Annotated in this window: 18 protein-coding genes and 3 pseudogenes; 13 read left to right on the forward strand and 8 right to left on the reverse strand. The window is 64.9% G+C overall.

The annotated features are described in order from the left end of the window. Positions 1-223: 223 nt before the first annotated feature. Positions 224-1,480, reverse strand: coding sequence for a DUF3631 domain-containing protein (locus tag AB0C46_RS17230; RefSeq protein WP_119204016.1), 1,257 nt, complete (start codon positions 1,478-1,480; stop codon positions 224-226). Between the two features lie 580 nt (positions 1,481-2,060). On the opposite strand from AB0C46_RS17230, the pseudogene AB0C46_RS17235 reads away from it, so the two are divergent. Continuing rightward, positions 2,061-2,216 (forward strand): annotated as a pseudogene (locus AB0C46_RS17235) (integrase); the annotation flags it as partial. Between the two features lie 353 nt (positions 2,217-2,569). Continuing rightward, positions 2,570-3,142: a tyrosine-type recombinase/integrase gene (locus AB0C46_RS17240; RefSeq protein ID WP_362828611.1), complete on the forward strand. Its 573-nt coding sequence runs from the start codon at positions 2,570-2,572 to the stop codon at positions 3,140-3,142. 63 nt (positions 3,143-3,205) lie between these two features. Here the strand turns inward: AB0C46_RS17240 and AB0C46_RS17245 are convergent, their stop codons facing one another. Next, positions 3,206-3,757, reverse strand: coding sequence for a hypothetical protein (locus tag AB0C46_RS17245; RefSeq protein ID WP_362828612.1), 552 nt, complete (start codon positions 3,755-3,757; stop codon positions 3,206-3,208). Between the two features lie 327 nt (positions 3,758-4,084). Between AB0C46_RS17245 and AB0C46_RS17250 the strand changes: the two genes are divergently transcribed. Beyond that, positions 4,085-4,984, forward strand: a complete 900-nt coding sequence (locus tag AB0C46_RS17250; RefSeq protein WP_362828613.1) for a hypothetical protein — start codon at positions 4,085-4,087, stop codon at positions 4,982-4,984. 471 nt (positions 4,985-5,455) lie between these two features. On the opposite strand, the gene AB0C46_RS17255 is transcribed toward AB0C46_RS17250, so the two are convergent. From AB0C46_RS17255 to AB0C46_RS17270, 4 genes are all read right to left on the reverse strand, one after another. Continuing rightward, positions 5,456-7,234 carry a hypothetical protein gene (locus AB0C46_RS17255; RefSeq protein WP_362828614.1) on the reverse strand — a complete coding sequence of 593 codons (1,779 nt, stop codon included), beginning with the start codon at positions 7,232-7,234 and terminating at the stop codon, positions 5,456-5,458. A gap of 85 nt (positions 7,235-7,319) precedes the next feature. After that, positions 7,320-8,717 (reverse strand): hypothetical protein, encoded by a 1,398-nt coding sequence (locus AB0C46_RS17260; protein WP_362828615.1) that lies wholly within the window; start codon positions 8,715-8,717, stop codon positions 7,320-7,322. A 361-nt stretch (positions 8,718-9,078) separates the two neighbouring features. Continuing rightward, on the reverse strand, positions 9,079-9,879 hold the full coding sequence (locus AB0C46_RS17265; RefSeq protein WP_362828616.1) for a hypothetical protein: 801 nt from the start codon (positions 9,877-9,879) through the stop codon (positions 9,079-9,081). After that, a complete protein-coding gene (locus AB0C46_RS17270) occupies positions 9,876-10,079 on the reverse strand; it encodes a hypothetical protein (protein WP_362828617.1) in 204 nt (67 codons plus the stop codon). Before AB0C46_RS17270 ends, AB0C46_RS17265 begins: the two co-directional genes overlap by 4 nt. Before the next feature lie 277 nt (positions 10,080-10,356). Here AB0C46_RS17270 and AB0C46_RS17275 point away from each other — a divergent pair, with 277 nt between their 5' ends. From AB0C46_RS17275 to secY, 8 genes are all read left to right on the forward strand, one after another. Beyond that, the gene (locus tag AB0C46_RS17275) at positions 10,357-12,597 is read left to right on the forward strand and encodes a DUF6531 domain-containing protein (protein ID WP_362828618.1); all 2,241 of its coding nucleotides are present in this window, start codon (positions 10,357-10,359) and stop codon (positions 12,595-12,597) included. Continuing rightward, complete coding sequence (locus tag AB0C46_RS17280) at positions 12,498-15,014, forward strand: RHS repeat-associated core domain-containing protein (protein ID WP_362828662.1); 2,517 nt, start codon at positions 12,498-12,500, stop codon at positions 15,012-15,014. The genes AB0C46_RS17275 and AB0C46_RS17280 overlap by 100 nt, the downstream gene beginning before the upstream one ends. A 27-nt stretch (positions 15,015-15,041) precedes the next feature. Continuing rightward, the gene (locus AB0C46_RS17285; RefSeq protein ID WP_362828619.1) at positions 15,042-15,524 is read left to right on the forward strand and encodes a hypothetical protein; all 483 of its coding nucleotides are present in this window, start codon (positions 15,042-15,044) and stop codon (positions 15,522-15,524) included. Between the two features lie 248 nt (positions 15,525-15,772). Continuing rightward, complete coding sequence (locus AB0C46_RS17290; protein ID WP_362828620.1) at positions 15,773-15,952, forward strand: hypothetical protein; 180 nt, start codon at positions 15,773-15,775, stop codon at positions 15,950-15,952. An 853-nt stretch (positions 15,953-16,805) separates the two neighbouring features. Next, positions 16,806-16,934 (forward strand): hypothetical protein, encoded by a 129-nt coding sequence (locus AB0C46_RS17295; RefSeq protein ID WP_362828621.1) that lies wholly within the window; start codon positions 16,806-16,808, stop codon positions 16,932-16,934. A 253-nt stretch (positions 16,935-17,187) separates the two neighbouring features. Then, positions 17,188-17,694, forward strand: a complete 507-nt coding sequence (locus tag AB0C46_RS17300; protein WP_362828622.1) for a SigE family RNA polymerase sigma factor — start codon at positions 17,188-17,190, stop codon at positions 17,692-17,694. An 11-nt stretch (positions 17,695-17,705) separates the two neighbouring features. After that, positions 17,706-18,131, forward strand: coding sequence for a hypothetical protein (locus AB0C46_RS17305; protein ID WP_362828623.1), 426 nt, complete (start codon positions 17,706-17,708; stop codon positions 18,129-18,131). Positions 18,132-19,080: 949 nt separating this feature from the next. Then, positions 19,081-20,391 (forward strand): preprotein translocase subunit SecY, encoded by a 1,311-nt coding sequence (secY, locus tag AB0C46_RS17310; RefSeq protein WP_362828624.1) that lies wholly within the window; start codon positions 19,081-19,083, stop codon positions 20,389-20,391. Positions 20,392-20,768: 377 nt separating this feature from the next. Here the strand turns inward: secY and AB0C46_RS17315 are convergent. Beyond that, positions 20,769-21,116 (reverse strand): annotated as a pseudogene (locus AB0C46_RS17315) (peptide deformylase); the annotation flags it as partial. Here AB0C46_RS17315 and AB0C46_RS17320 point away from each other — a divergent pair. After that, the gene (locus AB0C46_RS17320; RefSeq protein ID WP_362828664.1) at positions 21,010-21,468 is read left to right on the forward strand and encodes a hypothetical protein; all 459 of its coding nucleotides are present in this window, start codon (positions 21,010-21,012) and stop codon (positions 21,466-21,468) included. The pseudogene AB0C46_RS17315 and the gene AB0C46_RS17320 overlap by 107 nt on opposite strands. Before the next feature lie 335 nt (positions 21,469-21,803). On the opposite strand, the pseudogene AB0C46_RS17325 reads toward AB0C46_RS17320, so the two are convergent. Next, positions 21,804-21,980, reverse strand: a pseudogene (locus tag AB0C46_RS17325) (serine/threonine protein kinase); the annotation flags it as partial. A gap of 171 nt (positions 21,981-22,151) precedes the next feature. Here AB0C46_RS17325 and AB0C46_RS17330 point away from each other — a divergent pair. Further along, positions 22,152-23,252, forward strand: coding sequence for an alpha/beta hydrolase-fold protein (locus AB0C46_RS17330; RefSeq protein WP_362828625.1), 1,101 nt, complete (start codon positions 22,152-22,154; stop codon positions 23,250-23,252). The last annotated feature ends 34 nt before the right edge of the window (positions 23,253-23,286 follow it).

Below are 23,286 nucleotides of genomic sequence, written 5' to 3' on the forward strand. Positions count from 1 at the left end.
CGGGAGAGGGCGTCGTCCGCGTTGTTGTCGTGCATGGTGGTGCTCCGGTGGCATATGGGCAGGGCCTCGTCACGTCCGTCGCATCCGTCCCGTGGCTGGTCAGGGCGGGTACGGACTCGGCCGCAGGTACGGAGAACTCCGTCCCGGAGGGGAAGTCCGTCCCCGCGCTGACCTGCGCGGGGACGGACGGGACGGACTGAAACGGACCCAGGGGTTGGGTGGATCAGCGAGCGGGCTTGGGGCCTACAGTGCCGCCGGGCGGGCCGACGGGCAGCGAGCCGGTCGGAGGGACGGGCGGCTTGCCTTGTGCTGGACGTACGGGCGTGAACTCGTGCCCGGCTGTGGGGGCCGGCTGGGCGGGGTCGGGGCAATAGCGGGCCCAGGCGTCGAGAAACTGATTGCGGACGTACGCCTTGGCCTGACGGCCCTGCTCGAAGCGATAGTTCGCCGGGCGGATGCCGAAGTCCCGCAGCAGCGCCGACAGGTGGAAGGCGGTCAGCCCCTTGGTGCCGTAGTCCGGCCACGGAGACTCAGCGTCTGCCAGGAGTACGGCCAGCAGATCCTGCGAGCGCAGGGCTTCCTTGTTGCCCTCCCGTTCGAAGATGCGGCGGATATCACGCAGCAGTCGCGTCTTCAGGGTCGTCTGCTCGTCCTGGACCGCCTCGTGCCGAGTCATCGCCAAGCAGGCGGCGCGGGCGCTGGTGGGCCAGTGGCCGCCGGCCAGGTCGGCGACGATGACCAGCGGCTCCCAGGTGTCCGCAGCCCGGTCCTCAACCGGCATCTTCGGCACCAGACCGGCAGCCGTGCCACGCAGCGGCGCCAGCCACGCGGCCAACCGGTCACGCACCGCGTGCAGTTCAGGCACGGAGTACCGCGAGCGGAACGGAGTGATCCGCTCACCCGGCTTGCGCTTCTGCATGCGAAGCACAACCGCCCTGTCCATGATCGTGTCAGGCAGATCGCCGATCCCGGCCAACGCGGCCATGGCGAAGGTGGGAAACGCCGTCGGCTTGTGCTCCGGTCCGGAGATGCGCCAGGCCGGCCGATTGCGCTGATGCCCGGCGTTCAACAGGCCGCGCAGATCCTCCTTCTCGCCCGCCTTGGGACCGAAGATGGTGTCGGCCTCGTCCACCAGCAGCGTCGGCGGGTTCTTGCCTATGACGCGGAAGACCACCGCCGGTGAGGTGTTCACCGTCATCATCGGCTGGGACACGGTCTCGTGGAGCACATCCAGGACACGGGACTTGCCACACCCCTTGGTCGGCCCCACCACCGCCAGACGCGGCGCGTGCTGAAGGGCGGGCTGGATATGAGAGGCCGCTACCCACAAGGTGACCGCCGTCAGGGCCTCCTCACTCGGCAGCACTACGTACCGGCCGATCGCCGCCTGCAGCTCATCCAGCAGCACGGTTCCGTCATTGGTCGCCTCGGTGCCGGAGCCCCCGCGGTCCCCGGTCCCCGAACCGTCATCCGGGACCACAGTCCCGCTCCGTACCTGCTCGGTCCCCACGGGACCGTCGGTCGCCGCAGCTCGTTGGGGACCAAGGGCCCCTGCCGCACGGTCCCCTGGTTCCGTCCCCACGCCCTGGGGACCGGTCCCCACAGCGGGGACCAGGGGACCGGGACCAGGCTCATCGTCCGCCTTCGGGGGCGGCACTGGTTCGCCCGGACCGGAATGGCCCACATCCGTTGGTCCGGTCCGCGTGCCGCTGGCGTTCATCTCTTCCTCGTCACCGGATGTCCGCTCCGTGGCCCGTGCTTGGTCGTGGGGCGAGGGCCCGCCCTTCGATGGCAGCGGAGCAACACGCTGGTGCGGCTGGTCCCCGGTCCCTGCACGACGGGACCGGTCCCCGGCATCCGGACCGAGGGGACCGTCCCCGCTGTGGAGACCATCGCCGATCCCCTGGCGAGGGGACCGCGACTCGGCTCGGTCCCCGTTGCCCGGGACCGTCCCCTGTCCGGGGACTGCCACGGGCGGCCAGACAACCTTGGGGCGGGCTTCCTCCTTGGCGGATGCGCTCGAAGCGCGTGAGGACGTAGGGTCCTCCATAGACGCGCGGATGCTGGGGGCCGTCGACGACGGTACGTACATCGCCCCGAAGAAGGGCGACACGCTGCTCAAGAGCATCGCCGCGCAGTGGCTGGCGAACCAGACGTTCGACAACCCCCGGACATACCACCAATACGAATCTCGCGTCCGCAACCACATCATCGAGCCTTTGGGGGGTCTCAGGCTGCGACAGGTCAAGGCATCGACGATCCAGACCTGGATCAAGCGCCGGCTACAGGTGCTCGACGAGACCACCGTCGGCCTGATCTTCACCCACCTGTCGTCGATCCTCGCCATGGCGGTGGACGACGACCTGATCCCGAGGAACCCGTGCGAGACCGGGTCGGTCAAGCGCGTGAAGCCCAGGCGATCGAAGAAGTCGGCCAAGGAAGTGCCGCTCACCTGGGAGCAGACGGACGATCTGCGCAAGCACTTGCCCGACCGGTACCAGGCCACGGTCGACTGTGGCCGTGGTATCGGGATGCGCCAGGGTGAGATCTTCGGCTTCAGCCCGGCGACGTGGACTGGTCGGAGGGCGACAAGACTGTCCGCATATGCCGCCAGATCACGCATCACCGCGGCACGCTCGTCTTCGCCCCGCCCAAGGGTGGCACCAAGGACAACCCGAAAGACCGCTACGTCCCCCTCGACGAGGACTTGGCTGCACTGCTGCGCGAGCACATGCGGGAGTTTCCCCCGGCCAAGGTCATGCTGCCGTGGCTGGAGAAGGACGGCGAGCTGGTCACCGTACGCCTCATGTTCACCACGCGCGAGCGCAAAGCGCTCAACAAGAACTACTTCAACTTCCTCTGGAAGGCGGGACTTGAGGCGATCGGCGCCATCGAGGCGGTGAACGACAAACCGACCGGCAAGGGCCGCAAGTGGGAAGCCTGCCGCGACAAGATGATGCACGCCCTCCGGCACCTCTTCGCCTCGGAGGCGATCAGTGAAGGCGTGGACGTCTATACGCTCGCCGACATCCTGGGCCACGAGGACCCGGCGTTCACGCTACGCCGGTACGTGCACCGGGTCTCGGGCGCCGTTGAGAAGGCTCGCAAGGCAATCGGGCAGCGGTACCGGGCTGCGGTCTGACTCCAGCGCACAAGGTCGTCTCGCAACGTGCGGGCTACTGCTGGGAAACCCCGGTCGCTTTGACTACTTGCTGTGCCTCAGGAGCCTGTCGGCGTCTTCTGCCAGGTACACGGAGGCAAGGCGCTTGGGATGCCAGATGACGATCTGCGTTGTGCCGTACCCGTACCAACCTGGCCCACCGAACGCTGCCACAAGGCCGGACTCCTGCCACTGCTCGATACGGCTTCGGTCATCCTCACTCACCGAATACGGCGAGGACGTGATCGCGGCCGGCAGTCCGTCCTTGAGCCAGAAGATGGTGTGATCAAGCCAGCGCTCGTCGTTGCGGGGGCCAGAACCGTAGTTCTCACACGCGTCGGATTCGCACTGCCCGCTGGCATTGCGCAACAGCCATCGTGGGCAGCACCCACTCTCGCTGCTACGCAGACCGTGGTCTTCGGCCCATTCGACGATGACCAGTTGAGCCACGCGCGCGTGGGCAGCAGCCTCCTTGTACTGGTCCTCGCTTAGCCCACTGCGTCGCCGATTCGGGGTAGCAAGTCCGTACGGCCACAAGATCTCGCCTTGCTGCTTCTTGAAGATCTTCGACGCCCGAATCTCTAAATCGCGGTTCACTTCTGCCTCCTGGGGCCTCGCGAACAGGTCATGCCCGGTGAGGGGCTACGGCTGGCCTACCCAGATCAGGCGCCATCGCATGCCGGTGACAGGACACGGGGGCGGCTCTATCCGGCACTCGAACCATCCGATCGCTGACTCAAGCGCAAGACGTTGGTGTAGCTTGTATGCGGCGCTGCTGCGGCAGTGCGTCTCGCTACATCCGGTCCCGGCGCCGGAGCGAGCAGTGGGCTCTTGAGAGTCACCCGCAGTTGGCAGTCAGTACGCATCAGGACATCCGACCTGTCTCTCCTGTCGTCGCCGGGCGGCAAGTGGAAGGGGCAAGGTATGTCCAAGTCGCGCAATGCCAACAGCCTGGCGAAGAAAATCGTTCGCCAGACGTCGCTCAAACAGGCGACTGCTTCAAGACTGGCGAAGCAGGTCCATGTCTACCTCGGGTCCTCGGTCGTAGATTCCCCCGACCCACGTCAGCGCCGTCTGGAAGCGCACATGGCTCACGTACTGGCCAGCAGCTTCAAGGATCGTCAGCTCAATGGTGCTCTTCTGGGTGTGCGAGAAGCAGAGCCGGAGAGCCAGAGTGTGAAGCTGACCCTGGAGCCCGACATGGCGGACGAGGTTCTCCGTGAACTCCTCCCGCGGTTCGATCACTTCTACGGTGGCGTCCGCGGGGTCGTCGGCCTGCGCGTTCGGGGTAATGAAAGGCAGTTGAACCTTCATGACGCGGCCAGCTCGGCTCACGTCACCGTAACGCGTGCGGATGGTGGCCCCATCCGTCTGCCGTCCGCGCGCGACGGCGAGGTGCTTCTGTGGAAACGGGTTCCCGGTGGCCTCTCTCGCGACGAAAAGCAGGAGGCTGAGGAGTGGACAGACTCGCGAGGGATCGACGACCTGCGGGTGCGCGATTTGCTGCTGAGTCGAATTCTGCGCCTCCCCGGGGTGGTCAACAGGACTGCAGAGCCACATGGATTCGCCAACTGCTACACACATCACGCTGGCGATCTCGTGATCGAGTGGTGCTGCGGCGACACCGTCGAAGCGCTCAGTGCGGTCCTCTTGGCCCAGGGCTTCGCTGACGACGTGCCCCGGGCGAAGGCGATCGAGTTGATCTCACGGCGCTCTGCTCATCTCGGCGATCGCACTGTGATCTTGAATCGCCACGAGTCTTGTCTGTACGGCCGCAGCGCCGAGGATGTCGTGGAGTCCATCAAGGAGGGTTACAAGTCATGACCCTGTCCGGGATGGCGCTCGTAGTACCGGCGTGCATGGTCCTGGGAGTCGTCGCACGCTACGTACGGGATCTGGCGGTGCTTCGCCGTCTGGAACGACTTCTAGCGGGCTGCGACCAAGGGCAACGAGTCGAGGTCTGCCGAATCCTCGCTGCCTCATTACACACGGCTGGGAGAGCGCAGCCGCGGGACGAGCTGCCGCCCAGCGAGCCAGCGGCGCGGTGAGGTTTCCGGCCTCCGGGATGCGGAGGAGTCCGCCGTGTGCACCGCTTGTGCACCGGCCTCCTCGCAAGACGCACGTCACTGCAGGTCAGAGCAGTTTCCCACCTGTACTTCGACATCTAGAAAGTAAAGCTCGAACTCGGCGAGTAGTTGACCGAAGGACTCCCCGAGCGTCTGCCTCCAGCAGGTCCTGCTGGAGGCAGACGCTCGATCTGCTCGTAGGGGCACTGGACTGCCGACGGCTGCGGAGTCAGTCTCCCTCCGGCGTTGCCCACCACGGATCGTATTCGCGCACGAGCGGCTGGGTAGCTGGATGGTGGCGCAATCCGTGAGGCCCTGAAACGGGGGCTTCGGGCATGTCGATGAGCCAGTCCAGCACGGCATCGGACTGCATGTCCGGGTGTTCCAAGTCGTCGATCAAGGCATCAGAACCACGGCAGTCGTACGGCTGTGGCAGCGTGAAACCAGCTTCGACAGCATCGCGGACAATCTCTTCGCAGATCGCGCGCCACCGTCCCTGGCCCCACCAATGACACGTATGGCTTGTCGAGCCCCCGATCGTCATCAGCCTCAAAGTGGTATCCGGACCAAGAAGTTCGCTGTCGAGGCGTTGCCATTTACGGATCTGCTCACGCACCGTCGACTGCACCTCCGGCCATCCGTCGCCGAACAGGGAGGAGACAGCCCGACCGTTGGGGAGTTCCCAGTCTGTATCAGTCAGTGACTGCTCGATCCCGTCCCAGTCGATACCTTCGTACGGGCAGACATGAGGCAGCACCGCGCGAGTCACCGCAATGTTCACTCGGGCCATCAGTACGTCCGAGGGAAGATGGTGAGCCTCCACAGCCGTTTCATTGCGCCAGCACCAGGCCGCGATACCCAGAGCCGCCGCATCGGGCACCGGATCCGGGTGCACGTTGCGGCCCGCCATACCGACAACCCAGCGCAGATAGGTGCTGAGATCGGGGTGCTGTACAGCTTCCTTGACGATGTCTGCAACCGGGATCTTCCGGTAGGAAGCTGCCGGGCTGAAGAGGGAGAGTAGCGATTCCGCTTCGAACGCCTCCGCGGCTTCTCGATCAGCCCCCTCCACCACACGGACGCGAGTTGCATCGAGCAATCCCAACGCGCCGGCTCGATGTTGGACCACCGTGACCGCCTCGTCGCCCTGGAGGGTGACCGTGAGTTCGACCTCTTCATCGAGTGCGGGAAAAGATTCTGGGAAATCGCCGCATACGTCTTCGTAGGGAAGAAATCGGAGCCGGCTTTCACGCGGGTAGTACTCGATGTCCAGCGCGGCGCTGGTACGCCACAGCGTGGCGAAGAGCATCGGGCCAGTTTCGGCATCCCAGTCCGAATCGTATTCGTCCGGGACCTCCCAGCCAGCCCAGTCGAGTGGGCCGAGCACTTCCATGAGCCGGTCTACGTACTCGCCCCACTGTTCGGTGTCCGGGCGACCCGCTTGCCTCTCGGGTGCTGCTACCGCCTGGCTGCCCAGCTGGCCGATGAGAGCTGCCGTACGTCTGCTGAAGAGCGATTCGGCCGACTCACCTTCCTCCGGGGTGACACCGGTGACGCTGTTGAGATACGCCGTATCGTCTGCCAGTTCCTGCTTGCGGCAGCGTGCGCACAAGTATCTGTACGGCTTGCCCCACTTGGCGGAGTAGCGCGTCAGTGAGCGACTCTGTCGGCAGTCACGACACGGCCCATAGCCCTTCTTGGGCCACCACAGCCACCAGTCGCCGTCGTAGTCGCCCGGCGAGGGCACCATCCCGCGGCCCAGTAGAGCGTCGGCAAGTGCCTCCAGGCTGCCGCCGTTCCTGTGAGGCATCTTTGCGTGCAACTGGTCATGCGCCGCGAGCAGTTCGTCGTCCGTGACCGCCTCTTCTCCCTGTAAGCGGCGCCGCACGGATACCGCCGCGGCGAGTGCTTGGACGGCGGGATCATCCCGCCGAAGTGACTGCCTGCTGCTTTCGACGACGGCCATCGCCTTGTCGACATCGGCTTCAGTGATTCCAGTGCTCCCCATGCTCCAGAGCTTACGAGCGACCTCTGACAGGGCTTTGAGTCAGTCTCCGGCGTGGTCACCAGTGCGCGGACATGCCGGGTCTGGTTCACGGAGCACATCGCTTGTCTCTTTCCGGGAGAATACGCAAAGCCATGACAGTGCCGTCCTCACCGAAGGAGACCGCGCCCCACTTCGGAGCGGTCGCACCATTCGGCAGCGTGGGGCGGAACTCGTATGCGCGGCGCCGGTACGCCTCGACCTTCCCTTCGACCAGAAGCTGATACAGGTCCTCTGCCACCCCTGAGAACGCCTCGACGCGGGTCCTGTTCAACCTGAAGACCTGGTCAGTACCGAAGAAGCGGGTCGCGCCGAAGCAGTGCTCTGCGTCCCGGACGCTGGATGATCCTGCGAATGTTCGCTGTTCGTAGTGCTTGCGACCCTGATCGCTGGTCAAGTACTGAGCGATCTCCATGCCAGCGCCGGCAAACGCCAGTTGGCCCGCGGCACCGGTTCGGGCAAGTACCTGACCGAACCACGCGCGATCTTTTCGTGGAATGAGGAAGCCGTCGTGGAAGCCTTCCTCGCCAGCGCGGGCAGGCACCCTCACAGCGTTGACATACGGAGGGTTCCTCTTCGACGGCACGGCGTCCGCACTGTCGCGTCCTGTGACCGATCGCACAGGTAACAGCCCCTGGCCCGGTGCCTGCAGAGCGTGGACTGTGGTGCCCTCCTTGGCCAGCAGCTCGGTGGACATCAAGAGGCAGGGCGTGGTGTTCCACTCGGCGAGGTGGAAATGTTCAGCGCGCTCACTGGCCCTGGCCAGTTGTTTGAAGGCTGAGCGGTCGGTCTTCCCCGTGCGCTTGGTCGTCTTCTGGTGATTTCCGTTGGCCGTCACCACGAAGAGCCGGGACGGTTCGCCGGGCTTCCATGCCTCGATGAAGAAGTCAGGCCGTGGTCGAGCGCCCAGGGAAGGCCGCGGTCCGGAGCGCGCGAATCCAGCAAGCAGCACCGACTCGGCGTCGACAGTCGAGACCAGGTGGTCCGGGAAGCGGGCCCGCACTGTGCGCTCTGCGATCGCCAACCCCAGCGCTCGTCCCAACTCTCGGGCCTGCATCCCCCTGTAGGAGAGTTCTGGGTTCTGCCCCTCCTCGGTGAGAGCCAGGTAGCCACTGGCACCGACTCCCAGGGCCTGGCAGTACTTCAGGGCCTGCCAGTGCTCGGCCAAGCCTCTTCCGCGCCCATGACGAGCCAAGGTGGCGGCTCGTGCGAAGACGCCGAGCAACTCCCAAGGCGTGGTGGCGAGATCGTTCTGTTCGGCCGTCTGTAGCGGTTCCAGCCCGGGCTTACGAGGAACTCGTTCCTCCTCACCTCGCTCGCGTGCACGTTTGCGGGCGATGGTTGTGGCTGCCTTGTCGGTGTCCATCACCAGCGAGGCTGTCGAATTGACGCGTACGGGGATCTGATGACGCAGTAGTGCGAGGATGCTTTCCGCAGGTACTGACATGGTGTGTCACTGTATGGAGGGGAGAGCGGGTGCACGCAAGTGCGCATGGGCGCCCAGGGGTCTCCCGGTAGGCGGACTACCGCTCGGATGGTGCCCCTCCGGTCCGCAGCCCCCGGCGGGTGCACAGTGTGCACCCGTTGTGCACCAGGCCCGTCATCCAGGTCACATATTCGCAGGTCAGAATGGCTTCCGTGCTGTACTTCGACATCTAGCAAGTAAAGCTCGAACTCAGCAGCCGACGGAAATACTCAGAGCGGTTGCCTCCACTCAGGTGGAGGCAACCGCTCGTCGTCTGTTGCGACCCCTCTGTTGGTTACCGACTGTCGATTGCCGAACCTGGACCGTGAACGCGACACGGAAGCTATCCCACGTCGCGGGCCGGCTCGGTCTCGAACGCCATGAACGTCAGTCCTGTGACGTGGATGACGGCGTTCCACTCGTCCTGGGTCAGGTCCGGGAATTCCTCCAATACACAGCTGGGGACAGGACAGCCACCAGCGCTCAGCACTACCTTCGCGAAGGCCAACCCCGAGCGGCTGAGGCACAAGCGCGGCCCTTCCTGGAGCTCCCCGGTGTGCAGCACCGCGATGCGCTGAGCGGCGTCCTTGCTGTCGGGTGTCTCCGACGCGAAGTTCAAGAGTGCAGTCCGCAATTGTGCAGTGAGTTCGTCCTGGTGCAGATCAGGGCGTTCCGAAATGGCAGCCAGCGCCTGGCAAAATCGTTCTCTCGCTACCGACCGGGGCGGTCTCGGGGTGACCTGCGGATGTTGGTCGGCATCGGCGTGCACAGGCTCGGGCTCCGACTGAAGGCCAATGAAGATGAGCTTGGAGACCAGCAGTACGGCCTCCCACTCCTCGTGGCACAGAGTCGGGCAACTCTCCTGCACCTGGGGCGGAAGGTCGCTCTGGTCTGCGTACAAGAGCACGTCCGGCAGCTCTACGTCATAGTCCGCAAGCCGAAGACCGAGGCTTCGTCCCCAGGAGTGGTCCTCAGCGCCACCGGTGACCAGTTCGACGCGCGATCGCTCGCCCAGCGCCTCCCAAGCCAGTTCGCGCAGCGCGGCGGTGACTGCCGCGCTGAGGCCCGCCTCGTCTACGTCACCCCTTTCGCCTGCACACAGCAGGGCATCGCGCAGGCGTCCGCGCGGCGATGACGGATTCATCGTCTCCTCCTCCCGCCCTCGCCGTAGGGGAGCGGCTGGACGTTCGTGACCGTACGGCCCAGCGGGTCCGTACGCCATAGCAGTCGGCGGTACCGGTCGCATTCGAAGGTGGTGACCGCGTCCGAGGGATCGGTCTCCCTTGTCGTCTGCCCACGCAAGTCGAGCTGGTAGAAGGTGACCTGCCCCAGTGCATCGGCCACTCGGGTGCAGCGCGCGTCAGGGCCAGGTTGCTCGGCGGAGAGCCGATGCATGGCAAGTACCGCGCCGTCCGCTGTAGGGAGACCGGCCTTCCCACCCGGCGTCCCAACAACTCAGTCGGCCAAGTCGGCCGGAGGACCTACACCTCGCCCACTGGGCTACGAGATGCTGGCCGCGTGTGGGCAATTCAGGACTCAAAAGCGTCTTGAGGAACCATTTCCACAGGTGAGAGCGTGTGATCGTCTGAGACGACTTTCATCGGGGGGGGCGTGTCTTCGCATGGGTGTGGTGCTGCCGGGTTGGGCTGATGAGCTGCTCGATCTGATCGGCGTGTCGTGGCCGAATGTGGACGAGGACGACTACCGCGAGATGGCGAACGCCATGCGGGAGTTTGCCGACGACATCGACGAGGGCGCGAACGAGGCGCACACGGCCATCCAAAGTTTGGTCGGATCGGCAGGCGGCTCTCTGGCCGTGGAGGCGCTGAACACTCACTGGGGCAAGGTCAACGGCAAGCACCTGAAGGGTCTTGCCGAGTGCGGCCGTATGGCGGGCACCGCGATGGACGGTGTCGCGGTCCTCATCGAGGGTGCGAAGATCGGTGCGTTGATCCAGCTGGGCATCCTGGCCGCGGAGGTGATCGCCGCCCAGGTCGCGGCCCCCTTCACCCTTGGCTTGTCGGAATTGGGCGCGATGGGGGCGACGCAGGCGACCCGGATGATCCTCAAGCGGCTGTTCAAAGAAGTCTGCCAGCAGGTTGCCGAGCAGGTCGTCAGCATCGCCCTCACCCCGGTCGAGGAAGCGCTCGGTGCAATGGTTGGGGACCTCGTCGTCCAACTCGGCGCCAGTGCCCTCGGTGTCCAGGACGGCGTCGACCTCAGCCGTACCGCTAAGGCCGGCAAGAACGGCTTCGGTCAGGGTGTCCAGGACGCTAAGGACTCCGCCAAGTCAGCTGCCGCCAACCCGACGATGGGGCTCCTCAGCGCGGGAGGTAGCAGCGGAGGAGGGGGCAGGGCTGGAGGCGGCGGGTTCAGCTTCGATGAGGCCGAACACCAAAACGTCGTGACCGGTCTGCAGAGCGCGAGTGGCACGTTCCGCAACAAGGCCGGCGGCAAGATCGTCCGGGCCAGGAGCCATCACGGCCGTACCCGGGGCAAGGATGCCATCGCGGATGCGGCGAACGTGGTGCTGGACAAGGTCGTCGACGGCATCGAGGACGGCGTCAAGAAGACCGCCAAGCACCTCGACGAGAACATGACCCGCGGCGTCAAACAGATGGTCAAGAACCAACGCGACAACGACAACGGGCTGGCCGACCACTTCAAGGGGCTCGGCAAGGACGGCAAGAAAGACCCTCAGGCCCCCAACACCGCCGGCGGGCTGAGAGCCGGCCGGTCTGCCAAGGGCGGCCGGGCCAACAGCAAGTCCCGGGATCAGCTCGGGCGCGATCACCAGAACAACAGCACCCGCACGGAGGACAGCGTGTGCTCCGGGGGCAGCGACCCGGTTGACATGGCAAGCGGCAAAATGTACTTGCCGCAGACTGACATCACACTGCCCGGACTCCTGCCCCTCAGCTTTTCGCGCCGAGCCGAGTCGGGATATGGCATCGGCCGGTGGTTCGGTCCCTCGTGGGCAAGCACAGCCGATCAGCACCTGGAAATCGATGACAGCGGCATTATCTTCGTCACCGAAGACGGGCTGCTGCTCTCCTATCGACACCCGACCACCGGCACCCCCGTACTGCCAGAGGCAGGCCCGCGCTGGCCCCTGGAAGTGGATGGCAACGGCGACTACGCCATCACCAACCCCACCACCCGCCAAGTGCGGCACTTTGCTCCGCGCGATGGCGGGCTCGCGCTGCTCGACGAAATCTCGGACCGCAACAATCAGTGGATCAGTTTCGACTACGACCAGGACGGCGCGCCGACCGACATCCGCCACGGGGCGGGCTATCACCTGAAGCTCACCACCGCCGACGGGCGCGTCACCGCGCTGCACTTGGCCGGTGTGGGACCTGAGGAGTCCGACCAACGGCTGAAGCGCTACGGCTACACCGACGGGCACCTAACCGACGTCACCGACTCTTCCGGCCGCACGACCTGCTTCGAGTACGACGAGGCCGGCAGAATCGTCTCCTGGACCGACAGCAACGACAGCCGGTACGACTACTTCTACGACGACCACAACCGGTGCATCGCCCAAGGCGGCGTCGAAGGCCATGTCAGCATGCGACTGACCTACGACCAGACCGATCCTGACACCGGCCTGCGCATCACCACGACCACGGACTCCTCGGCCACACCTCCCGCTTCCTGGTCAACGATGCGCTACAAGTGGTCGCCGAGATCGACCCGCTGGGCGACGTGGAGCGTACTGAACGGGACCGCTATGACAGGGTGGTCTCCACCATCGACGCCCTGGGGCGAACCACGCGCCTCACGTACGACGAAGCAGGCAACCTCACCTCTGTCATACGCCCCGACGGATTGGTGTCCACCGCTGCCTACAACGACCTGAACCTTCCCGTCGAGGTCACCGGTCCGGAGGGCGCGACTTGGCGGCAGGCATACGACGAGCGTGGCAACCGCACGTCGGAGACCGACCCCAGCGGGGCCACCACCTGCTACGACTACGACAGTCGCGGCTATCTGACGGCCATCACCAACGCGCTCGGCCACACCACACGCATCGAGTGCGACCCGGCCGGGCTGCCCGTCAAGGTCACCGACCCACAGGGGGCGATCACCCGTTACCGGCGCGATGCCTTCGGACTCATCACCTCGATCTCCGACGCTCTTGGCCACACCACACACCTGACGTGGACGGTCGAGGGCCAACTCGCTTCCCGCGTCGGCCCTGACGGCACCGGTGAGTTGTGGACGTACGACGGCGAAGGCAATTGCACTTCACATACGGACGCCGTGGTCGGGGTCACGAGCTACGAGTACGCACACTTCGACGAGATGTCGGCGTGGACCGGTCCTGATGGGGTGCGCTACGAGTTCACCTACGACACCAACCTCCAGCTCACCACGGTCAGCAACCCGCAGGGCCTGGAGTGGACCTACGAATATGACCCGGTCGGCCGCCTGGTATCCGAGACCGACTTCGACGGCCGGACCCTCACCTACGCCTACGACGTCGTGGGACAGCTCGTCAGCCGCACCAACGCACTCGGCCAGACCGTCAGCTTCACGCACGACGTCCTGGGCCAGGTCACCGAGAAATCCGCCGAAGACGTGCGTACCGTTTTCGCTTACGACGCAGCCGGTCGTCTCCTCCAGGCCACCAATTCGGACGCGACCCTCGCTCTGGAACGCGACCAGCTCGGCCGCGTACTCTCCGAAACAGTGAACGGCCGGACGCTGACGACTGCTTACGATGTCCTCGGCCATCGCACGCACCGCCGTACCCCAATGGGTGCCGAATCGGCATGGTCCTACGACTCCACGGGCAACCGCACCGCACTGACCGTCTCCAGTCACGAAATCAGCTTCGCCTACGACGCTGCAGGTCGCGAAACCGCCCGTCGCCTGGGCGAAACGGTCACCCTGGCCCATGAGTGGGACCCCACCGATCACTTGAGCAGCCAATCCCTGACTGCTGCGGCCCGCACCGTCCAGCATCGCAGCTACACCTACCGCCGAGACGGCAACCTCACCCGCATCGACGACCGCCTCAACGGCTCCCGCACCTTCGACCTCGATACATCTGGCCGGGTCACCGCAGTCCACGCCCATAACTGGAGCGAGGCCTACACCTACGGCGACGCCGGAAACCAGACGCACGCCGACTGGCCGGTCAAGCATCCAGGATCAGAAGCCCGCGGCCCTCGCACCTATACCGGCAACCGCATCACTGGCGCAGGCCAAATCCGCTACGAACATGATGCCCAAGGCCGCATCACTCTCCGCCAGAAGATCCGTCTCTCCCACAAACCCGATACCTGGCGCTACGCCTGGGACGCTGAAGACCGACTAACCAGCGTTACCACCCCCGACGGCCAACTCTGGCGGTACCTCTACGACCCTCTCGGCCGCCGAATTGCAAAGCAGCGCGTAGCAGCTGACGGAACGATCCATGAGCAGGTCGATTTCACCTGGGACGGCAGTAAACTGGTGGAGCAGACCACCAACACCATGGATCTGCCCAGGGCCATCACTCTCACATGGGAGCACGACGGGCTACAGCCCATTACCCAAACGGAACGGAAGTCGACCGCCGACGCATCCCAGCAGGAAGTCGACGAGCGATTCTTCGCCATCATCACGGACCTCGTCGGCACCCCAACCGAACTCATCGACGAAACCGGCAATATCGCCTGGCGAACGCGCACCACCCTCTGGGGCGCTACCACCTGGGCCGCTACCAGCACCGCCTACACCCCTCTTCGGTTCCCCGGTCAATACTTCGACCCCGAAACGGGCTTTCATTACAACGTCCATCGCTACTACGACCCCGAAACCGCACGCTACACCGCCCCCGACCCCCTCGGCCTCGCACCAGCCCCCAACCCCGTCACGTACGTCCGCAATCCCCACGCCTGGACCGACCCCCTCGGCCTCGCACCGAAGTGCAAGACCGTCGTCAGGCACTACACGACCAAGGAAGGCTACAACAAGATTATGAGCGGTGGAGGCAAAGACTCAATTACCTTGAAGGTTCCCAAGAGCTCTAAGGGCAAGAACTCATCGGCGGTCTATGTGACCCCCATGGGGCCCGAAGATGTCCTAAAGAAGAAGGGCGGCTTCAAGTCCTATCTCGGCCTAACCAAGGAAAAGTCGCAATACATGATTGAGTTTGAAGTTGACAAAAGCCTCTTCCCAGGCCGCCTAAAGGGCGGAAGAAGTCACATCTGGTTCTCGTCAAACGATGTTCAGATCCCGCGCGGAGCCATCAAATATCACGGAACAACACCAGGCGTGAACGCCTGAACAGGCAAGAGCGAGCAAGGATTTTTCATGGACGTCACGGGATACTCAAGCGACTTCATTATCGATCACGCCTTCCCGGCAGCGATGAAGAAGTTCACCCAGAGTCAGGCCCAGAGATGGCCCGGCTTGTTTCTCGACGGAGAAGAGGTGACTGCGGAATCACTCAGGGATTGGCAGCTTCCAGAAGATCCAGAAGCGGACTACTCTGACATTGTCACATTCTCCGATGGCCAAGACATGGAGGATTTCTGGGAGGACCGTGGGTACGCGCTGAATGACCGCAGTGAAGGCCCATTCTCTGTCCTCTACAAGAGGTACCCAGGCGCGCTCCACGCCCACCAGGTGATCGGGGTTCAGCTAACCGATCCGGAAGATTCAGCGGCCGTCGAGGGCACTTCTCTTCTATTGTCCGAGTACTTTGCCGTCAGCCTAGTCACCCCCGAAGACCCCAAGGCTGATCCATTCTCCGGCAGCATCCTTCGTGATTTCCTCGATGCATTCAGCCAATAAGTAGATCCAGGGCCAGGGGCCTCACACCCGACCAGGTGCCGACGTGGACAAGCAAAGCGGTTCGAGAGTTCTGGACGATTTCGGCCAAGCTGGTAACAGCTCCCCCAAAATCACGGTTCACTTCCGCCTCCTGGGGCCGGCCAACAGGTCATGACCGAGGCGGACAGATTCCCCCGACCCACGTCAACGTCGCCTGGAAGCACACATGGCCCACGTGCTGGCCAGCAGCTTCAAGGATCGTCAGCTCAATGGTGCTCTTCATTGGCGTGCGAGCAGCAGAGCCGGAGGGGCAGAGCGTGAAGCCGGGGCCCTGGAGTCCGACATTGGCGGACGAAGTTCTCCTTGAACTCCTTGCGCGGTTCGATCACTTCTACGGTGACGTGCGCGGGTTCGCCGGCCTGCGCGTTCGGGGCAACGAAAGGGAATGAACCTCCATGACGCGGCCAGCTCGGCTCACGTCACCGTAACGCCTGCGGATGGTGGCCCCATCCGTCTGCCTCCCCCGCGCGATGGCGAGGTGCTTCTGTGGAAACGAGTTCCCAGTGACCTCTCTCGCGACGAAAGGCGGGAGGCCGAGGAGTGGACAGACTCACGAGGGATCGAGGACCTGCGGGTACGCGATTTGCTGCTGAGTCGAATTCTGCGCTGCCTAGAGGGATGCGACCAAGGGCAACGAGTTGAGGTCTGCCGGATCCTCGCTGCCTCATGGCACGCGATTGGGAGAGCTGAGCCGCGGGACGAACAGCCGCCTATCGATCCAGCAGAGCGGTGAGGCACCGCCTCCGGGCTGCGAAGAACCCGCCATATACACCCATTGCGCACCGGCAATCGCTCGATCCTAGGAAACCTCCAGTTCAGGACCGTTCCTCACTTGTACTTCGACATCTAAAGGGTGGGGTCGGGTGAGCTGGGCGGGAACCCGGAAGACCTCCTGTGACCTGCGAAAGCGCTGCTCGCAACGTCTCGTGGTTCCCGGCTGTCTTTCACCCCCTTGTGCACCGCGGCTGCACCGGTGCACCCAAAGCCTGACCTGCCGTCAGCACAGCAGCGGGGCTGCCTGGTGAATGTCGGGATGCTGCGGGCCGGACCGGCACTCTTCGGGCCGGTGGCTTCCGACCCGACCGTCTCACGGCCTACCGCGACGGCGAGCCCGTCAGCCACGACGTAGCCCACGCCAGCACGTCATTTCCGAGCCGGAGCCCAACTCCTGCGGCCACTCCCACTGGACCCCGTGTGCAGCACAAACACGTTCGTCCAGGGGCACCAGGTTCCTGGTCCGTCGTGGCCGACGACAACGGCCCCCTTCGCGACCACTTCGAAACCAGCCACGACGGCGCCCTCCCCACACTCACTGCAACGGTCCTCGACGGCTTCATCGCTGAGACCGGCTTCGTCCTCGAATCGCCGTAACTCCAGTCATTCAAGGTCAGTAGGGCCTCTCAATTGACAGACCCCGAAGCTGGGTCGTCTGCCGGTGTGGGCGGGACAGGCGGCGGGACATGAGAGTGACGAACTCCCGCGGGATGTGCGCTTCGGTGGGTGAACTACGCACGGGACTGAGGTGGGTGTGTGAGGCAGCTCACGCCCGGGGACTGCATAGCGGGACGGGGGTCAGTGCCTTTGTAGGGGTGTAGGCAAGTGATCGAGGCGGGGGACGGCGTTGATGAGGCAGTTGCGGACCGATGCGTTCGACCGGTTCGTCTCGGCTCGTTGGCCGGCACTGCTTCACCTGGCGCATCTGCTCACCGGTGGAGATCGGCATCGGGCCGAGGATCTGCTGCAGGAGGCGCTGGTCAAGCTGTGGTTTGCGTGGCCGAGGGTGGCCGAGCAGGCGCCTGAGGCGTATGTGCGCCGGGTGCTGGCACGTGCGGCGGCTCGCTCGGCGCGACGTCGCTGGTGGGGCGAGCGTCCGGTGGAACGGTTGCCGGATCTTCCCGAGGCCGGCGATGTGGCCACTGCCGTGGAGGAACGGACTCGGTTGGAGGCCGCGCTGGCATTGCTGCCGGTGCGACAGCGCACCGCGGTGGTGCTGCGCTATTACCAGGACCTGTCCGAGGTGCAGGTTGCCGAGGCGCTGGGGTGTCCGGTGGGCACCGCCCGGTCCCTTACGTCACGGGGCGTGACGCGGTTGCGGCAGCTCCTCGGTGACGCCGTCGAGCCGGTGAAGTGAAAGGAGACATCATGGAAGACTTCGAAGACGAACTCGCGCGGATGATGCGCGACACCCAGGCAAACACCCCTTTTGAGGACCAGCACCGGCAGCGGTTGCAAGCTGGGGTCCGTGCCCGTCGGCGTGCTCGGACGGTCTGGATGGCCACCGGCTCGGCGCTGACGATCGCGGGGCTCGGCGTCGGGCTGGAAGTCCTGCCGAGCGCTTCCGCTCAAGGCGGGCCCACCGTTCCTCATCACCAACCCACCTCCACGACCACGCCGGTCCCCGTCCCGAACCGCACCTGCACGACCGTGCCGGTCCCGATGCCGACCCACGCCTCAACGACCGTGCCGGTCCCGATCCCCACCCGCACTTGCCCGACCGCGCCGACCCCGATCCCGGCCACACCTCAACGGCCAAGTAGCGCTGGCCAAGGTTCGGGCTATGGCGGTTGAGGAGCGGACGGTGATGGCAGGAATGTCGAGACCAAGGTGCGGGGATCTTGGAGCGGCGGGCATCGACCCGCTGGCGGAACGGCCTGACGCCCAACTGACAGCGCGCGCCCGGGATGGAGGAGAGGGAGTGGGAGGGCCGTGAGTACGCTTCGAAACCCCCCGCTTACCTGCGCGGCTGCGTTCGGCAGCGGCACCGGGTCGAGGAGTACCTCGCCCCATGCGAGCGCTGCGCCGCACTGCTGCTGGAGCTTCGAGTCGACCACCACCGACCGCCCGCCGACCGGCAGATTCGCGAGCCGGCACCGGTAATCTCCGCGTACCCTCCGCGTCGGCTGCCCACGCCGCGACCAGGCCACCGGGCCGCAGCGGGGCAGGGCACTACCCGAACCAACTTGCCGTCGACATCCACATGCTGGGCACCTGCGGAAGCAACTGTCCGACGGAAGATGATCTCCAGAATCTCCACATCAGCAACAACGACGCTGCCACGGTGCCTGTTGGCCCCACCGCAATTGCGCAGAGCCGTTGAGTTCGCAGGCAACCAGCCACTGAGATGTCCCGCTGGCGGGGGCGCCAACCAAGAGATCGCCATGCGATGCCGCTGCCAAAGACGTGCCGGCGCACGAGCTACATGACTTCACGTCAGTCTTGGCTGCACTCAGAAAGCTACTTCTGGCCGGCGACGAGTGCTGCCTACAACTGGAATATTGAGGCGTCTCCAGATTGGCAGAGGTCATTGGCGATCAGCCCGCGAAGATAACCGTGCTCAACTCAACTCTTACCCGCGCTCCATGCCTGACCGATTGCTTCAGGAGCGGAATGACCCACCTCAGCGAGCCGTCATCAACGGGTGCTCCGACCACTGAGGTGGCAGCAACTCGGCGGGCAAGGGAAGTCGGGAATCAGTGCACACACCTATCAACTTGAGAGATTAAGGACGACTTGAAAAGTGCCTACCGCATTCGTGAAGGTTTTCAAAGCGTCCGACCTTCGCAAGAAGATACTCTTCACGCTTGGAATCTTGCTTCTCTATCGGTTGGGGCAGAACGTTCCAGTCCCTGGGGTGGATTATCGGAAGGTGACGCAGTGCATCAAGTCGGCCGGCGGCAACGACGGCCTTTTCAGCCTGATCAACATGTTCAGCGGTGGTGCGCTACTGGAGCTCACCATCTTCGCCCTGGGGATCACGCCGTACATCACGGCGAGCATCATCCTTCAACTGCTCACGGTGGTCGTTCCGCGCCTGGAGGCGCTGAAGAAGGAGGGCCAGGCGGGTACCGCGAAGATCACCCAATACACCCGGTACCTGACGCTGGGCCTGGCAGTGCTCCAGGGCGCCGCCCTGGTGGCCAAAGCCCAAAGCGGTGGGCTCTTCCCCGCCTGCCAGGTCCGCGCCCAGATCATCCCGGACACCTCGTTCTTCCGGACCTCCGTCATGGTCATCACCATGACCGCCGGCACCGCCGTAGTGATGTGGCTCGGGGAGCTGATCACCGACCGCGGCATCGGCAACGGCATGTCAATCCTGATGTTCACCTCACTCGCCGCCAGCTTCCCAGCCAACCTTGGGGGGATCAAGAAGTCGGGTAAAATCCTGGACGGCTGGGGCGAGTTCGCCATCGTGATCGCGGTCGGCCTCTGCATGGTTTGCCTCGTGGTCTTCGTCGAGCAGGCGCAGCGCCGGATCCCGGTCCAGTACGCAAAACGAATGATCGGCCGCCGTTCCTACGGCGGCACTTCGACCTACATTCCACTGAAGGTGAACCAGGCGGGTGTCGTTCCCGTCATCTTCGCCTCATCGCTGCTCACCATCCCCAGTTTGATCGATCTCGGCGGTAGCTCATCGTCAGGATGGGCCCGGTGGATCAGCACCAATCTCGCCAGGGGTGACCAACCGATCTATCTGACACTTTACTTCCTGCTGATCGTTTTCTTCGCGTTCTTCTACGTCACCATCTCCTTTACCCCCAAAGACGTTGCCGACAACATGAAGAAGCATGGCGGGTTCATCCCCGGTATCCGGGCTGGGCGACCCACGGCGGACTACCTGGGCTACGTGCTCAACCGGATCACCTGGCCGGGAGCGCTCTACCTGGGACTGATCGCCCTTGTGCCCACAGCGGCACTGGTGCTGTTCAACAGCAGCGATTTCCCGTTCGGCGGCACGAGCATCCTCATCCTCGTGAGTGTCGGATTGGAGACCGTGAAGCAGATCGAGAGTCAGCTCCAGCAACGCAATTACGAAGGGTTCCTGCGCTGACGCGGATTATCCTGGCTACGATGGCCACGTAGCCAGGACGAACAATCGCAGAATGCTGACTTAACCTCGCTCTTTCACAGGGGGAGCTGTCCGAGGCTCGGTCAGAAAAACGGAGGCGCTCCTCCCGCGCCACCACAATAGGAGTTGCTGAGGGCCCCGTTGGCTGCGAGGAACGAAGCACTTTCCAGGTGAAGGAGCGTCTTGGGCCCTACCCGTGTGTCCGCGTCGAGGGCGATGGTCGTGGGGTGGTCTCCCAGGCCGGAGCGATACTGCTGGTGGAGACGCTCCCAAGGACATCGGCGAGCTCGGCCACGTTGGTGGATGAGGCGGGCGAGGCCGCGTTCGTACACCGTGGTCACGATCTCGCCGGCCAGGGCCGTGGTCTCGACGGTGATCTTCAGGGGGCGCGGGACGAGGCCGCGGACGCCGAAGAAGCTCAGACAGCCCTCGTACTGCTCGTCCATCTCGTCAGAGCAGGTGGTGATCCGAGGGTTGAGGAGGATGATCGCGGGTGCGTCGCCGGGCGGTTGGACGACCGCAGCGGCGCGCGCGATGCCGATCTGCGGCGCGGCGATGCCCATGCCCTTTGCGAAGGGGTGGACCTGGCCGATCCGTTCCATGGCGGCGAAGAGCTCGTCTGTGAGTGGCGGGGAAGGCGAGTTGGACTTCGAGTTGTTCGGTGGGCAGGCGGACGGCTCGCTGGAACCAGTTGCCCCACTTGTCATCGCCGACGGTGTCGGCGTACTCGATCCACACGGACTCGCCGGGGTAGAGGGGATGCGGCCGTGTTCGTTGTCGAACAGCAGCCACACCTCCTTGAAGGCGTCGCGGTCGTGCTTGGCCTGCCACCGCATCGCCTCGCCGCGGCAGGTGGCGGATCTCGTCGCCTTCGTGGCGACTCTGGCAACCGGAGTGGTCCTGATTCTCGGGGCGGATGTCCCGCCTCGGGATGTCGCCACGACCGCAGCCTCCCTCCTAGGTGCATACGGCCTCTGGCTCTCCGGGAGGGGACAACGCGGTGAGCACCGTCAAGGCGCCATGAGGCAGGAGGCAGGAGGCAGGAGGCAGGAGGGATGAGGGATGAGGCACGGCTCGCTGAGGCCGCTTCCTTGTGCGTTGGTAGTGCAACCGACCGCCTCAATGGCCAGTACATGCCGGTCAATGCCCTTTGGCGGCTGCACTTCGACATCTGAAGAGCGAGGCTCTATCTCGCTGTTCCACTCCTGAGATGTCCTGACTCGGTTGCCTCCGCTCCCATGGGGTGGGGGCAACCGCTCGTTGTGCATCCTCCTCAGCGTGAGCAGGAGCTGGTCTGCGGCCCCGGTCACTTCCCGTTGGCCCTGATGGCCGTCAGGCCCTTGTCGGTTGAGCCGTAGGCCTGGCCGTTGCCGGAGGCCGAGGTGCTCCGGAAACACCAGCCGAGCCGCCTCGACCTCGCGCTGGAACCAGCCCCGCAACGCGTCGTCCCGCGCCGGATCCGGCCGCACCACCTTCACGGTGGCCGTGCGCCCCCGGGCCCGGCCGAGGTACACCGCGCCCCTTCCCCCGGCGCCCAGGCGGCCGAAGGGGGCCTGAGCGCCGGAGCGCACCCTCCTCCGTCAGGGGTTGACCCGGGACCTCCCGGCGATCGGGCACCCCAAGCCCCATAGCACTGCAACTCCCTTGCCGCAACGCCGTGTTGACACCAGCTGAGGGGTCGCTCCACCATCTGAGGAAGTCACATCACATCGGTCTCGCACCGAAAAAACGGGGGAAGTCGTATGAAGATCCTTTCCAGTGGAGTGTTACGCGGCCCGGTCGCCGGGCTCGTCGGTCTTGCTGCCGTGGCCGGCACGCTCGGAATGTTCGGGCCGGCCGCGCCCGTCGCGCATGCCGCGACGCCGCCACCGCACTTCGCGGACGGTTTCGGGCTCACCGTCGTGAGCCAGCCGAAGTGGCGGGACGGCAACAGGCGCACGTTCACCTTCAAGGTGAAGTCCGACCAGGTCCCGGCCTACAGCGTGCTGCCGGGTCAGGTCTCGGGCGAGCACACCGTCATGGTGACCCTGCCGGCCGGGTACGACGGCGGCGCCGCCACCCGCTACCCGGTGAACTACACGCTGCATGGGGCCCCGGAGTACCCCGAAGCCCCCCGCAACCAGGTCATCACCGAGCGGGCGACCAAGGGCGTTCCACTGATCACCGTGACGCCGAACGGCGGCAGTCGCGGCTGGTACTCGAACTGGGTCAACCCCGGCGCACTCGGCCGCCAGAACTGGGAGACCTTCCACCTCGACCAGCTCATCCCGCTGGTCGACGCCAACCTGAAGACGATCGCCGGCAAGAAGGGCCGGGCGGTCTCCGGACACTCGATGGGCGGCTTCGGGGCGTTCCTCTACGCCGAACACCGGCCGGAGCTGTTCAGCTACGTGGGCAGCTTCTCCAGCGGCCTCGACCTGAACCCGGAAATGCGCGCCGCCGTGGTCGGCAGCGAACTGATGCCGGCGTACGGCACGCCGACCGTCGCGGCCGACGCGATCTTCGGGTCGCCGGTGTGGCCCCTCGACACCGTGTGGAACAAGCAGAGCCCCGCCCAGCACATCAAGGCGCTGCGCGGGATGGGCGTCGCGATGTACACCGGCGACGGCGGCAACCTGACGGTCGATCCGGTTATGGCCGTGGCCGAGAACCGGGTCCGGCAAACGGCCCTGACGACTGCTGCCCGTCTGAGGGCGGAAGGTATCCCGTACCGCTTCGCCGACTACCGCGACGGCAGCGCGTGGGCCAAGGGCTGCAACGGCAAACACAGCCAGCAGGCCTGCCTGCAGGCCGATATGAATGACTTCGTGAAGCTGATCATGAAACGTTTTGCGCGCTCGTGACCGTCACAGCAGGTGGACCGGCGCCGCTCCATGA

It is taken from the genome of Streptomyces sp. NPDC048637 (assembly GCF_040650675.1).
Lineage (GTDB): Bacteria > Actinomycetota > Actinomycetes > Streptomycetales > Streptomycetaceae > Streptomyces.

Bases quoted from the DNA above. Each gene is read 5' to 3' on its own strand.
- AB0C46_RS17250 (WP_362828613.1), top strand. From the start codon at position 4,085: ATGTCCAAGTCGCGCAATGCCAACAGCCTGGCGAAGAAAATCGTTCGC.
- AB0C46_RS17255 (WP_362828614.1), bottom strand. From the start codon at position 7,234: ATGGGGAGCACTGGAATCACTGAAGCCGATGTCGACAAGGCGATGGCC.
- AB0C46_RS17260 (WP_362828615.1), bottom strand. From the start codon at position 8,717: ATGTCAGTACCTGCGGAAAGCATCCTCGCACTACTGCGTCATCAGATC.
- AB0C46_RS17265 (WP_362828616.1), bottom strand. From the start codon at position 9,879: ATGAATCCGTCATCGCCGCGCGGACGCCTGCGCGATGCCCTGCTGTGT.
- AB0C46_RS17275 (WP_362828618.1), top strand. From the start codon at position 10,357: ATGGGTGTGGTGCTGCCGGGTTGGGCTGATGAGCTGCTCGATCTGATC.
- AB0C46_RS17285 (WP_362828619.1), top strand. From the start codon at position 15,042: ATGGACGTCACGGGATACTCAAGCGACTTCATTATCGATCACGCCTTC.
- AB0C46_RS17290 (WP_362828620.1), top strand. From the start codon at position 15,773: ATGGTGCTCTTCATTGGCGTGCGAGCAGCAGAGCCGGAGGGGCAGAGC.
- AB0C46_RS17300 (WP_362828622.1), top strand. From the start codon at position 17,188: ATGAGGCAGTTGCGGACCGATGCGTTCGACCGGTTCGTCTCGGCTCGT.
- AB0C46_RS17305 (WP_362828623.1), top strand. From the start codon at position 17,706: ATGGAAGACTTCGAAGACGAACTCGCGCGGATGATGCGCGACACCCAG.
- AB0C46_RS17320 (WP_362828664.1), top strand. From the start codon at position 21,010: ATGGCGGCGAAGAGCTCGTCTGTGAGTGGCGGGGAAGGCGAGTTGGAC.
- AB0C46_RS17330 (WP_362828625.1), top strand. From the start codon at position 22,152: ATGAAGATCCTTTCCAGTGGAGTGTTACGCGGCCCGGTCGCCGGGCTC.